At 46.4% G+C, this 13,189-nt stretch carries 15 protein-coding genes; 12 read left to right on the top strand and 3 right to left on the bottom strand.

Annotated elements, in window-relative coordinates; translation table 11 throughout:
• Positions 1-286: 286 nt before the first annotated feature.
• Entirely contained in the window at positions 287-1,264 is a 978-nt protein-coding gene (locus tag AC58VC_RS36960) for an aldo/keto reductase (protein ID WP_497376455.1), read from the bottom strand.
• Positions 1,265-1,819: 555 nt separating this feature from the next.
• On the opposite strand from AC58VC_RS36960, the gene AC58VC_RS36955 reads away from it, so the two are divergent.
• Positions 1,820-3,283: a hypothetical protein gene (locus AC58VC_RS36955; protein ID WP_497376454.1), complete on the top strand. Its 1,464-nt coding sequence runs from the start codon at positions 1,820-1,822 to the stop codon at positions 3,281-3,283.
• A 22-nt stretch (positions 3,284-3,305) separates the two neighbouring features.
• On the opposite strand, the gene yyaC is transcribed toward AC58VC_RS36955, so the two are convergent.
• Entirely contained in the window at positions 3,306-3,977 is a 672-nt protein-coding gene (yyaC, locus tag AC58VC_RS36950) for a spore protease YyaC (RefSeq protein ID WP_497376453.1), read from the bottom strand.
• A gap of 91 nt (positions 3,978-4,068) precedes the next feature.
• On the opposite strand from yyaC, the gene AC58VC_RS36945 reads away from it, so the two are divergent.
• The 11 genes from AC58VC_RS36945 (at position 4,069) to AC58VC_RS36895 (ending at position 12,276) form a co-directional block, all read left to right on the top strand.
• Complete coding sequence (locus tag AC58VC_RS36945) at positions 4,069-4,815, top strand: creatininase family protein (RefSeq protein ID WP_497376452.1); 747 nt, start codon at positions 4,069-4,071, stop codon at positions 4,813-4,815.
• A 4-nt stretch (positions 4,816-4,819) separates the two neighbouring features.
• Positions 4,820-6,223 carry a hypothetical protein gene (locus tag AC58VC_RS36940; protein WP_497376451.1) on the top strand — a complete coding sequence of 468 codons (1,404 nt, stop codon included), beginning with the start codon at positions 4,820-4,822 and terminating at the stop codon, positions 6,221-6,223.
• A gap of 125 nt (positions 6,224-6,348) precedes the next feature.
• A complete protein-coding gene (locus tag AC58VC_RS36935; protein WP_127456901.1) occupies positions 6,349-7,059 on the top strand; it encodes an iron-containing redox enzyme family protein in 711 nt (236 codons plus the stop codon).
• Between the two features lie 139 nt (positions 7,060-7,198).
• Entirely contained in the window at positions 7,199-8,668 is a 1,470-nt protein-coding gene (locus AC58VC_RS36930; RefSeq protein WP_497376450.1) for an aldehyde dehydrogenase family protein, read from the top strand.
• A 28-nt stretch (positions 8,669-8,696) separates the two neighbouring features.
• Complete coding sequence (locus AC58VC_RS36925; protein WP_497376449.1) at positions 8,697-9,170, top strand: GlcG/HbpS family heme-binding protein; 474 nt, start codon at positions 8,697-8,699, stop codon at positions 9,168-9,170.
• Between the two features lie 51 nt (positions 9,171-9,221).
• Complete coding sequence (locus AC58VC_RS36920) at positions 9,222-9,815, top strand: chromate transporter (protein ID WP_497376448.1); 594 nt, start codon at positions 9,222-9,224, stop codon at positions 9,813-9,815.
• Complete coding sequence (locus AC58VC_RS36915) at positions 9,812-10,342, top strand: chromate transporter (RefSeq protein WP_497376447.1); 531 nt, start codon at positions 9,812-9,814, stop codon at positions 10,340-10,342. Before AC58VC_RS36920 ends, AC58VC_RS36915 begins: the two co-directional genes overlap by 4 nt.
• Positions 10,343-10,430: 88 nt before the next feature.
• Positions 10,431-11,108: a GntR family transcriptional regulator gene (locus AC58VC_RS36910; RefSeq protein ID WP_497376446.1), complete on the top strand. Its 678-nt coding sequence runs from the start codon at positions 10,431-10,433 to the stop codon at positions 11,106-11,108.
• 45 nt (positions 11,109-11,153) lie between these two features.
• A complete protein-coding gene (locus AC58VC_RS36905; protein ID WP_497376445.1) occupies positions 11,154-11,438 on the top strand; it encodes a 2Fe-2S iron-sulfur cluster-binding protein in 285 nt (94 codons plus the stop codon).
• Positions 11,439-11,475: 37 nt separating this feature from the next.
• Positions 11,476-11,946: a RidA family protein gene (locus AC58VC_RS36900; RefSeq protein ID WP_497376444.1), complete on the top strand. Its 471-nt coding sequence runs from the start codon at positions 11,476-11,478 to the stop codon at positions 11,944-11,946.
• A 30-nt stretch (positions 11,947-11,976) separates the two neighbouring features.
• Positions 11,977-12,276, top strand: a complete 300-nt coding sequence (locus AC58VC_RS36895; RefSeq protein ID WP_127456893.1) for a hypothetical protein — start codon at positions 11,977-11,979, stop codon at positions 12,274-12,276.
• 538 nt (positions 12,277-12,814) lie between these two features.
• On the opposite strand, the gene AC58VC_RS36890 is transcribed toward AC58VC_RS36895, so the two are convergent.
• Entirely contained in the window at positions 12,815-13,150 is a 336-nt protein-coding gene (locus AC58VC_RS36890; protein ID WP_497376443.1) for a 2Fe-2S iron-sulfur cluster-binding protein, read from the bottom strand.
• Positions 13,151-13,189: the final 39 nt, after the last annotated feature.

Here is a 13,189-nt window from a genome sequence, read left to right as displayed (position 1 = left end):
GGAGGGTGAGCCTCCTATTTGAGCCTATGGGACGGCCTCTGCAGATTAACGGGAGCTTTTCCCGTTAAGTAACACGTGGTAAGTTCTTGCCGCGTGAACGGTTGTAGTAAATCTACGCGGTTATCTGGATCTTGAGCGCACAGGCTCAGCCAGTCAATAGAGCGCGGCGGAGTTGTGCGAACCATTACTCCGTAGAAAAAGAAGCTCCCCCAAAAGTCATCAATTAAAATGACCAAGGGAGAGCTTCTTTTTCTAACTTATGAGACAGCAGCCGTTACTAGTGATATTACCAAGCGTAAGCTTCCGGAGCCGCTTTGCCAGGGCCAGGGAAGATTTCATCCAACTTTTTCAAAGTCTCTTCGCTAAGTGTAACCTCAGGTACGCGTAAGGAATCCTGAAGCTGCTCGATTGTTCTTGGTCCAATAATCGGCGAAGTAACTGCCGAATGCGATAGTACCCAAGCCAAGGCAACAACGTCTTCTTTTTCATCGATTTCTTTGCAGAGTGCTGAGAATTGCTCCAATTGGCTCCGATGTTTCTCAACCCGTTCGGACGAACGCGTACTGCGGGCACCTGTGCCTGCCAAGGCATTACGACCGAGCAAGCCTCCGGAAAGTGGACTCCACGGAATGACGCCAAGACCGAGCTTCTCAGCAGCGGGGAGGACTTCCAGCTCAGGCAATCTGGCAAGCAAATTGTAGAGATGCTGCTCAGAGACTAAGCCTAGGAAGTGGCGGGCTTTGGCTTCAGCCTGGGCACAGGCAATGTGCCAACCTGCAAAGTTGCTAGAGCCTATATAGTCGACAGTGCCTTGGTTAACCGCGGATTCGAATACACCCCACAGCTCATCCCACGACACGTTGCGGTCGATATGATGCATTTGGTAAAGCTCAATGTGGTCGGTCTGCAGTCTTTTGAGGGAAGCATCCAGATGACGTCTGATTTTGTAAGCAGATAATCCGCGCTCTGAATTAGGCCCATCGTGGGGATCGTTCATATCGCCGAAGGCTTTTGTCGCAAGAATGACTTTCTCTCTGCGGCCTCCGCCTTGTTTGAACCAACGGCCAATAATTTCTTCCGTCCAGCCTCTTCTTTCTACGCCTCCATACACATTAGCTGTATCGAAAAAATTGATTCCCGCATCTAGTGCGGCATCCATAATTTTAAAAGCTTCTTTTTCCTCAGTTTCCGGTCCAAAGTTCATTGTTCCTAGACATAATTGACTGACCTTTAAGCCGGATTTCCCTAAATACGAATACTTCATGATTCATCCTCCCACATTCCTCTTGATATTAGTAAGTACTAATTATTGAAGACTTGTACGTCGTGATGATAGTTTCTATTTTATAGAAGTTTTTACGTCAGTGAAAGTAGTGAAGTTATTTACAGTTGATGAGTTATACGTAACCTTCTATAGATAAAGTTACTAACTAACCAGGCGAACTCTATTATTAATTGGAATTGTATACCAAATACATTTTTATTCTTTCCCTCCCCGAAAAAATCTGTTAAAATTACACTGAAATCGCTTACACAATTTAATGTTGCCTGTAAAACTTAAAAATTGAGGTGATAACAGCCTAAGATGAGATTCTTCATGTAGTTAATTAAATTTTTAGGACTCAAAATTGCAAATTGTAGGTTACGCAGGAGCACCGGAAACAACATGCGTCATGTTTTATTACATAACATCCGCAATGTTCATTATTTTTAGACCTGTTTTAGTATTTTTTTGTATACAATGCACCAAATAACTATTCACATGGAAGAAAATGAGGTATAATTTTCTTCGAAGGTCAAAAAATGATGAAAATGGGGGATGCGGATGATTACTTCATCACATGTTGTGTATGCTTTAGTGACATTAAGCGTTATCGTCGTCATGTTGTTTAAACGAGGAGTCGTCATTCCCACCTTAATTGGTACCTTCTTAATCGGATGGATTTATAAGGGGGATGTGATCAGCGGGTTCAAAGCAGTCTACAATGCTAATCTGACTGCGGCCAAGGAATTATTTACGATTTTCTTGATTATTACGTTTATGGTTGCTTTGCTAGCTTCCCTGAGGGATATCGGCGCAGACAAGCGCATGATCAAACCTATTCAGAAGCTAATGGTCAATGGTCACATCGCCTATATTGTTCTAGCAGTTGTTACTTATGTTATTTCACTTTTCTTCTGGCCGACACCAGCCGTTCCGTTAATCGGAGCGCTTCTGATTCCGGCTGCGATTCGCGCAGGTTTACCAGCAATGGGAGCCGGTATGGCGATCGCGATTGCTGGACAAGGCATGGCATTGTCCTCTGACTATGTCATGCAAGTGGCGCCGATGCTTAGCGCAAAGGGTGCAGGTATTGGTACGGCTGCTGTAGCTGATAAGGCGATGATCCTATCTCTGATCACAGGGGGCGTAGCGCTTACCGGAGCTTATCTGATGAACAGAAAGGCGATTCGCAAGCCGGAAAGTACACCTGCCGAAACCTCAAATCAGGTACAAGCTATCCGTGCTGTACAGACAGCATCTGAGTTTCCTGAAGCAGCCGCAGCTGTGGAGACACTTAGTCCGGCCGTTATTCGATGGTCCAAAGTGTTCGCCGTGCTTGTTCCGCTTTCAATGCTTGCTGTTATGGCGGTTATGATAGCGAGCAAGTTAGGGCATGAAGGTATGAGCGGATTTGAAGGGGGAGACGGCGCCGCGTTTATCGGCGGTGTGGCGGTTATCCTACTCATTCTGTCTTGTACCTTGTTCTCCAAAGTACAAGCCTTGGATAAGATCAGCGATCATCTGACAGAAGGCTTCGTTTTCGCTTTCAAGGCCATGGGGCCGGTTATTCCGATCGCAGGATTCTTCTTCCTCGGCAATGCAGATTTCTCAAAAAGTATTCTTTCTTTAGGTGAAGGAGATAAAGCTCCAGCCATTCTTTTCGATTTGGTTATGTCTGTGCAGCATTTGATCCCATCAAGCGGCATCCTGACCTCGTTTGGCTTGTTGATTATGGGGATTATCGCAGGCTTAGAAGGATCCGGGTTCTCAGGACTTCCACTAACAGGCTCCTTATCCGGTGCTTTGGCGCCAGCAGTAGGTATGGATCCTTCCACGTTGGCAGCTATTGGCCAAATGGGATCCGTATGGTCAGGCGGAGGAACGCTCATTGCGTGGTCATCTCTCGTGGCGGTCGCCGGATTCGCCGGTGTCTCAGCTATTGAGTTGGCACGGAAAAACTTCCTGCCCGTCATTATTGGCTTAAGCGTTTCAACGATTTTAGCTGTGATAATATGGTAGCCTAAAAAAAGCGCCAAGCCATCTACGTCGCAGACGATAGATGGTTAGGCGCTTCATTCCCTAATTGAGGCACAGGCAACAGCTGTGGAATGATGTCTTGACATGATTTCACCAAGAGACGGGAGATCACCGCGGACATTTCATCAATAAAAGTAAGACTTGTATGCTCCATAACTTTGTGGTTGAGCAGACTGTGGTTGTTGATAATCCCTTTGATATGAATATGTCCGATAGGGGGAAGCTCTTTATTTAAGCTGACACCGGGCTGAAGCGGTTCCTCCACTATCTGGAGTGTTCCGATCTTATAGAACTGGCCAAGAGCAGCGTCGACGGCAATGGTATATGCTTGACTGTGTGTTTTGGTAATGTGGGCAATCGTCTTCTGTAAATTGAGTGCGTGCACGGGTTTTTCCAGCGTTCCATAAAGATGAACATTCCGGTTGCCTTCGAACCGCTCGGACAATCGACTCCCAACCATCGGGCCTAGAGAATCCCACGTGTAACGATTGGTGCCGACGCAAATAATGACAATTTCAGTGAATTCCGGTTTCGATAAATAATGATTCGTTAAAGCTTCAGACAAGTAGGCAACAGATTTCTTATCAAGGTAATGAATATGGCGCATCATGGGGTAAAAATCACCTCTCTTCCGTAAGTAATATACGCCGAGTAGCTGCTCTATATGAGTAGACATCTTGAAATGAAAGAAAATCATAAATAGTACTATATCCTAATATAATCTCGGTATACAATATACACAAGTTTGAAAAAGGAGAGTGAACCCGATGTCGAATGCCTATATTTTAACACAAATGACATGGCCAGAGGTAGAAGTAGCACTCAAAACGGTCAAAATTGCCATTATTCCATTAGGTGCGCATGAACAGCATGGCCCGCATATGGTAGAAAGCTGCGATGCTGTGCTTGCTGAAGAAATGGGGAAAAGGCTTACGGCCAGGTTATATCCAGAGGCACTATTAACGCCAACGATTAATATGGGGGTCTCGCCGCACCATCTTCATTTTCCAGGTACAATTTCCTTAGAACCGACGACTGTTATTGCCATTTTGCGCGATATGATTAAATCGTTGAAAAGCCAAGGAATCGAGAAGTTCCTGGTCATCAACTCGCATGGCGGGAATCAAGCGACATTAGGCGTTGCAGCGGATACGTTGACAGCGGAACTAGGGGTGTCCCTGTTTTATGCCAAAACGACGGCTTCAGCCAAAGATGTGATGGACAGGCGTATTACGTCTAAACTGTACGGTCACAGCTGCGATCGCGAAGTGTCCGAAGCGATGTATTTGGCACCTCACCTGGTTCGTGAGGACAAGCTGGAGAAAGGCGACATTCAAGAAGGACGATGGAAAAAGCTTCGCCCAGGCAGTCCTATTCAAGGTTTCTATTACTATGAAGAAATGACACGCAACGGCTGTATTGGAGATGCTACCAAGGCCAGCCGGGACATCGGAGAGGAGATTGTTGAGACGGCCCTTGAGCGGTTGACTCAAGCCGTTAGAGACATGATATAAACTTATGAAGCAAGTACTGTTTATTGCAGCGATCGCCGCCTATCTGGTCTCAGAAATTTATCCAAGCGAGTGGCTTACTTGGCTCCAGTCCGGGCTTAGTCTTGTCATTATTGTCGTTGCATTCCGCTCGATCAAGCCATTTGTCCAGCTGTTAGGCACAGTCTTCTTAAGCACAGGTGCCATTCTTCTAGCGATGAGCGGAGCCTCATGGACGGATTACATTCTTGGTTTCGGCAGCATGTTGAACGTATTAAGCTTGTTTGTATTGATTCCGATGATTGCCCTGCCGATCGAGCTCGGGCACTACGCGGTGAGAGTACAGGCGATTCTATATAGCAAAGTGCAGCACTCCGGTATGCTGTATTGTATTACTTCCTTATTGTCTTATATTTTGAGCTCCTTTATGAACCTGGCTACACTGCCGATGATGTACCACAGCATTCAGCCTTCCCTGCAATATTATCCGATTCAGCAAAAAGATAGATTTATTAGCCGGGCGATCACACATGGCTACAGCATGCCAATTCTGTGGACACCGGTAGCTCCGATTGTGGGGATTATTGTGGAAATGACAGGTGTAAGCTGGAGCGCTATTTTACCTATCGTCATACCGTTCAGCTTATTGGGTCTAGCTTTGGATTGGTTGATGGGCACATGGGTCGCTAACCGCCGGCTTAAAAAGATCAGTTTGACTGCGCTTGAGGAAATTTCTGCTGCTAGGGAAAGTGCTGTCGTTCATCAGCCGAATGGATCTAATGAGGTCAAAGGGAGTCATCCGTGGCAAATCCTTATCGCGATTGTCGTACTTAATGTTCTAGTCTTTGTATTAGAACGGTTTACACATATGGGCTTTTTACTGTTAGTATCACTAATCGTTATTCCCTTTGCTTTCGTATGGTCCTTAATGCTGGGGAAAGGCATGGCGTTTATAACTAGCAGCCGAACCCTACTGTCCTCTCATGTGCTGAAAATGAAGGATCAATTTTTCGTCTTCTTAAGCGCCGGTTTCATGATATCAGCCATTAAATCTACAGGCAGCAACCATGCCATCAACGAGGGGATAATGGCTATTCAACATACCATTGGGTCCGATCTCTTTTTGCTCATGATTCCGCTAATTCCGTTAGCGCTTGCCTTTATCGGGCTGCATCCTGCAGTTGGATTGGCTCTTGCAGCAGAGTCGTTAAATCCGCAGGCACTTGGTATTTCCGTGCAGCTGATGGCGATTGCCATGCTTACAGGAGCAGCCACGGCATTCTTAATGGGCCCTTATAACGCAACCGCAGGGATGATGTCTAATTTGATAGGGAAGAGCTCCTATAAAGTTTCAAATTGGAATGCACCATTTACAATTGCGTATTTGTTGATGTCGATGATCCTTCTGTTAATCTTAAAAAAAGTGGGTTGACAGGTTAGCCCAATCTAAGTAATAATAAGTCCATGAAATCATTTTGGTATACCATATACCAAATGCCAGAACAATCGACGAGCTTATCTACTACGACACTTTACATTTTGAGAGGAGAGTTTTATATGACAACAGCAGCAACTGAATCCCGTTTAATGAACAAAGAGGAATTCCGCTATGCACTTGAGCAAGCCATTGAAGGCAATGCCGTTTCAAAAGCTCCTTTTACAACAATGTGGGCAAATGGTGAATTGAAGAAAGAGCACTTCGCCAGATGGGTAGAACAGCATTATGCGTATGTAGGTCCATTCGCAGAGTACTTGGCTTACATCTATGCCAACTGCCCGCATGAGGATGCAAGAGACTTCATCCTGCAAAACATGTGGGAAGAGGAACTTGGCGGCGATCGTCACACAGATTTGTTAATCCGTTTCGGTGAGGCTTGCGGAACTACTCGCGAACGTGTGGAATCTATGCAGCATCTGCTCCCTGAAACAATTGGCCTGCAATCCTGGTGTTACCGGATGGCTTTCAAAGAAAATTTCTTATTCGCAACAGCAGCGCTAGTTGTTGGACTTGAATCTCAAGTGCCTGCCATTTACCGCAGACAAACGCCAACACTTCGCAATCACTACGGTTTCACAGATGAAGAAGTGGAATTCTTCGATTTACATATCGTATCCGATGAGATCCACGGCGAGCGTGGCTACCAAATCGTACTGGAGTATGCTAGAACACCTGAAGATCAACAACGCTGTATCAAAATTGTAGAAGAAGCTACGAAAATGCGTAGAATGTACATCGCAGCTATCTCTCGTGAGTTTTGCCTGGAATAGTCCTTATCTTTTATAAATGTTCATAGATAATAGAAGTTAAACCGTTCCCGGGAAGTTGTATTCTCGGGAATTGGTCTAACTAGCATTGCAGACCCTGCTTTTGAGCCGAAATTGGTATTTAAAGAGAAAGGGGATTGACATGGCAGCAACAGAAACGGCCGTACAGACATTCAAAAACCTAATTAACGGGGAATGGGTAGATGCCGTAGGCGGCGAAACCTTCACTACCGTGAACCCCGCTAATGTGAAAGATAGCGTAGGAAGATTTCAAGCTTCGACGGAAGAGGATGTCATCCAAGCCATGGAGGCAGCAGAGCAAGCTTTCAAAACTTGGCGTCATGTTCCCCCTACCAAAAGAGCAGAAATCTTGTACAAAGCAGCGGACTTGCTGGAAGCTGGCTTGGAGCAATATGCGGAAGAACTGACCCGCGAGGAAGGAAAAACGATGGCGAGCAGCCGGATGGAAGTGAAGCGCTCCGCCCAAACGCTCAGGTATTACGCTTCCGAAGGATTGAACGTTTCTGGCGAAACGCTGCCCTCGGATGATGCAACGACCTTTGTATATACACGCAAAGAACCGTTAGGTGTTATTTCCGTTATTACTCCTTGGAATTTCCCGATATCTATTCCGGTACGTAAGATCGCTCCCGCGTTAGTTACTGGCAACACCGTGGTATTCAAACCGGCATCGAACACGCCGTTAATTGCTTATCGGTTAGTCGAGGCGCTTCATCAAGCTGGTCTCCCAGCAGGTGTAATCAACTTCGTGACAGGCTCCGCTTCCAAAACAGGGGTGCCGCTAGTCACACATCCAGCCGTCAAAGCGGTTACCTTCACGGGTTCAACGGGTGCAGGAGAGAAGATTAACCATCAGGTGCGATTGTCTACGCGCGTGCAGCTGGAGCTAGGCGGTAAGAATCCGCTGATCGTTATGGAGGACGCGAATATCGATCATGCGGTGGAGCTCGCAGTGAAGGGCGGATTCGAATTAACGGGTCAAGCTTGCACAGGCACGAGCCGAGTGATCATCATGGACGCCGTACATGACGAATTTGTTCAGAAGCTTGTGGAGAAAACCAAGCTGCTCAAAGTCGGCAATGGGCTAAGCAAAGGCGTTGAGGTTGGTCCGTTGGCGAATGAAAGTCAACTTCGTAACGTAATCGATTACGTCGCAATCGGAAAAGCGGAGGGCGCCGAGCTGGTTGTAGGCGGTGAGCAGCTGACAGATGGCGAGTATGCGAATGGTTACTACGTAACACCATCTGTATTCGTAGGTGTTGCACCCGACATGCGCATTGCGCAGGAAGAGATTTTTGGACCGGTCATCTCCGTGATCCGTGTTACTAGCTTCCAAGAGGCGATGGACATCGCAAATGATGTGGAGTTCGGACTATCCGCAGCGATTTGCACATCCGAGTCTGGTCGGATTCAACATTTTATCCAGAATATCGAGACGGGTATGGTGAAAATTAACCGTCCGACGACGGGAAATGCCTACAATGCGCCATTCGGCGGCGTGAAAATGTCTAGTACAGCAACGTACCGCGAATCAGGACGTGCGGCACTTGAGTTTTATACGCAAATCAAAACGGTATACCACGGCATCTAAACGATAGATTCATAACGGAGGATCTGACATGAAATCGGTCTTAAAGCTTGAGCTGGAAGAAGCAAAAGTAATGATAGAAGCAGCTAAGATAGCGGCGGAGGATGTTAAAGCTTTGGAATCCATCTGTATCGTCGATGACGGCGGGTATATCATTGCACTGGAGCGCATGAACGGCGGGCGGATTACAGGGCCTGAGATCGCAACGTCCAAAGCCTTTACAGCAAGCGGCCACAAGCGTTCCACGCATCTGTTCAACCAACCGGGAGGACCTGCGACAACAACAGGTGAAGCGTTTGGTATTCACGTGATGATGCCAGGTAAATTTGCGATATTTGTTGGCGGATTTCCGATTGTCGTGAATGGCGAAGTCATCGGTGGCGTGGGCATTAGCGGTGGAAATGGGGAGCAGGATACAGCGGTTGGCACCGCGGCATTAAAGGCTCTGCAGCAGCATTTGGGCAGTGAGTATGAAGTAATGACCCAAGCGGATATTAAAAAATAAACGCGGTTCGTTCCTGATGAAACTAGCTGCATTGGGAGAGGGAAGAGGAAGATGGTGTATTGGAATCTGTTCCTCGGTTTTTTTCGAATTGGTCTCTTGGGGTACGGCGGAGGGCCAACCATGATTCCTTTGGTTCATGCGGAAGCTGTCCAGAAGTACCAGTGGATGACAGACGATGAATTTACAGATGTACTTGCGATGGGGAATGCGTTGCCCGGCCCGATCGCCACGAAGATGGCGGGATACATCGGTTACAAGGTGAAGGGCTACTTAGGAGCATTCATTGCGATAACAGCTATGGTCATCCCCGTGCTTGTAGGTATGATTTTGCTTCTTGGTCTCATTTATAAGTTGAAGGATTCAGGTATTGTAGGCGGTATGACGCACGGAATCCAGCCTGTTATAGGTGTGATGATGGCGGTTATGGCCTATGATTTCTTCAAAAAAGCTTGGCAAAGCTGGGTGAAGAGCAAAACGCTGGCATGGACACTCATCTCGATCATTGCGTTAGTTCTTCTTAACTTAAATCCAGGCTTACTGATTGGCATCGCGCTTGCTTACGCGTTCACGGAGTCTACTTACTTGGCTAACAAAAAGAAGCGCAATCAGCAGCAACGTGATTCAGACAGGGGTTTTTCAGCATGAAGCTTCTAGAGATATTTTGGGCCTTTTTTGTTCCAAACATATTAGGCTATGGCGGCGGACCGCCAATTATCCCGCTGCTTCAAGCCGAGGTGGTTGACCACTACGGATGGATGAGTGTGGAAGAGTTTGGCAATGTGCTGGCTCTCGGCAATGCGCTTCCAAGTCCGATCGCCACCAAGCTTGCCGGATATATCGGTTACCAGGTTGGCGGCATTCTTGGCGCAATCATTGCGCTAATCGCTACCATCCTTCCCACGGCGCTTGCGATGGTTCTGTTGTTCAAGTTTATCAACTTTTTCAAAGGAGCCCCGCAAGTCATGGCGATGACGCTGATCGTGCGACCGATCGTCGCTGTTCTTCTCGGTACGTTGGCGCTGCAATTTTTTAATAGCGCGTATCAATCGGCGGGAATTTGGCAGACAGCATTTCTGGCAGCGGCTAGTTTCATTGCTTTGGAAAAATGGAAAGTACATCCTGCAGCTGTTGTAGGATTGGGTTTAGTGTATGGGGCTTTTGTACTGGGCTGATTCAGTGGTAGACCTCCGATTTAAAAAGTTGATTGGTTATGGTGTATCGATTACACTGTAAGAAAACGCATACGCGGAGGTATACCATATGCCGGACAATCCAGTTGTTTGGAAAGACGAGGAATTAAGCCCTATTCGGGATAAAGTGTTTCAATATATTAAACAAGCTATTGTTCAAGGTGTATATAAATCTGGTGACCGGATTATCGAGAGAGAGCTAGCCGATCAATTAAATGTTAGCCGCACCCCCATCCGGGAAGCCTTATTCCGGCTTGAATCACAGGGTTTCGTCAAGACACTTCCTCGTAAGGGAGTGGTGGTCTCAAGACTTTCACCGGAAGAAATCATCGAAATATTCACGATTCTCTCTTCACTGGAGAGTTTAGCTGTTAAGCTCGCTGTGAAGAAATTGGAACAGCCGCAGCAGGATGAACTGAATCAAATCGTTGTAGAGATTGATACTGCTTTAGCGAAACCGACGTTTGAGCAATCGGACTGGAAATATCATTTTGAAGCGAACGAAATTATATTCCGGGCTGCGAAGAGTCCTAGATTAACGCAAATGTTGGATGGTTTATCCGACTATATTCGCGCCTTCGTTCATGTAGGCTACGAGCTTCCCGGCCGCCAACGCAAAGCGATGGAGGAGCACAGGGAAATCGTCAAAGCCGTACTAAACGGTGAAGCGGAGTTTGCAGAAAACTTAACGAAAATTCACGTTGAAAACTCTAAGAAGGCTTACATGGAAGCTTTGGAAAGAGAATAATTGCCGTATTTGCCTACGCTCATGCTGCTGTATGGAGGTTGTGAAATGCCGAATGTGACATTGCACCAAAATGGCCAAGTTTATCAGCAAGAGGTGAATGAGAATAGTAACTTGGTAGTTTTAGCGGGGGTTAAGAAATTCCCTCATCTGAAGTATGGCTGTGGTATGGGGAAATGCACGAAATGTATGGTGAAAGTTGTTACCGGTGGCGAGAAGCTCCAAGAACCCAATTGGAAAGAAAATAAGATGCTAGGGGATAAAATTAATGAAGGTTTCCGCTTAGCATGCCAGTTATATATTTCGGAAGATATTGAGCTTTGTCAGGAATAGGCCAGCGAGCAGCAGCACATATGGGGGATGACTTATTGTGCAAATCTATGGACAAGTTGAAGCCAAACTCGAAGAACTGAACATTCTGCTGGACGCTCCGCCTAAACCAAGTGGCAATTATCTGCCCTACACCATGGTGCCACCTTTGATTTATTTGAGCGGTGTAACTCCGAAGGTGGGTGGAGTGCTTCAATACAAGGGCAAGGTAGGACAAGAGCTTTCGAAAGAAGAAGGATATCAAGCGGCCAGGCAATGCGTAATTAATCAATTAAGTACATTAAAGGCTATATTGGGAGACCTGAATCGGGTTACCAGCATTATCAAAATGGAAGGCTTCATCAATGCGGAAGCTGGGTTTCACGAATTGCCTTATGTTTTGAATGGCGCTTCAGATTTGTTGGTTGAAGCTTTTGGGGACAAGGGCTTACATGCCCGTTCCGCTATAGGTGTTGCTGCGTTGCCCGGAGGGGCTGCGGTAGAAGTAGAATTGATAGTGGCTTATAAGTAAACTCGAAAAAAATTGAGCGGAGGACTTCATATGAGCGAATATATTCTAGTATCCACAACAGATCGTTACCGTACGGTGACAAATAACCCGAATTTAGAGTTAGTGGCCGCATACGAGTATTACTTCTTCGGCAAGAAAAAAACATTATTTGAAGTATGCAAAATTGTTGGTGACGATGCGAGAATCATTATTCAAGGGGTTTCCGAGAAATTCGCAGATAACAGCATTCCGCTCAAAGTATTTCCGAAGTTCGATTCCACCGCTCAGATTGAAAAAGAGATCTATGAATTGGACATCGACAAGGATAGCAAAATTGTTAAAACAGCATAGGGAAAAGTGCATGGACAAAGTGCATGAAAAAGCGTAGGCTCTTGGAGCTTGCGCTTTTTTTGTGAGGGAGGGATTGGGGCTTGGCCCTCTAAGGTAGGTTCCAGTTAAAGTACCATGAATCCGACCAATAGTAGCTCGCCAGTTAAGTAGCATAAACCCCACCAATAGTAGCCAACTAGTTAAAGTACCTCGAAACCCACCAACAGAAGCCTTACGCACCAGCCCCAGAGTAGCCATTGTTTTGTAACGGACAGAGAAGTCGTTATTCTGCCAATTCAGCTAATTTCGAGGAGCTAACGGACTGAGGCATCGTTATCTATTGATCTTACCGCTGTTTTGGGCAATTTCGTAGCCATTAGCGGCTCTTGAGTCCGTTAGATGTTTTTTTATACCCCGAAAGTAGCGAATAGCGTTATCTCAGTCCGTTAGCCAAACAAGCCAGAGTAACAAGCGAGTATCAAGCGAGTAACAAGCGAGTAACAAGCGAGTAACATGCATGCAAAAAAGCAGCCCCCAAGGACTGCCGACTTCATTCGTTTTATTGAGCTGCGTTAATTCTGCGTTGGGCGATTTTGCCAAGGCGGTTGAGATCTTCTTCGCCCCAGGAGATGGTCACATCACCAGTGACGAAGGTCTGACAGGCAAGACGGAAGCCTTGATCGAGCTTATCCTGGCCGAGTCTGTCGACTTCCTTTTTCATAATTTTGCTCAGGTGTTCATGTCCGTCCACGATTTGTACACGGCAAGTTCCGCAAAGGCCACCGCCGCATTTGTAAGGTACAGACCCTTCGTATCGGATCGATGTTCTTAAGAGATTGGCGTCTTGTTCGACTTCTATCGTTTTTCCAGATGTTTGATAAGTCACTGATGGCACTTGGCATCCCTCCATGTCTTAGTAGAGTTAGTATATCAT

The sequence above is a fragment of the Paenibacillus sp. J22R67 genome (assembly GCF_059692175.1).
This window is presented reverse-complemented; position numbering and strand designations above follow the sequence as displayed.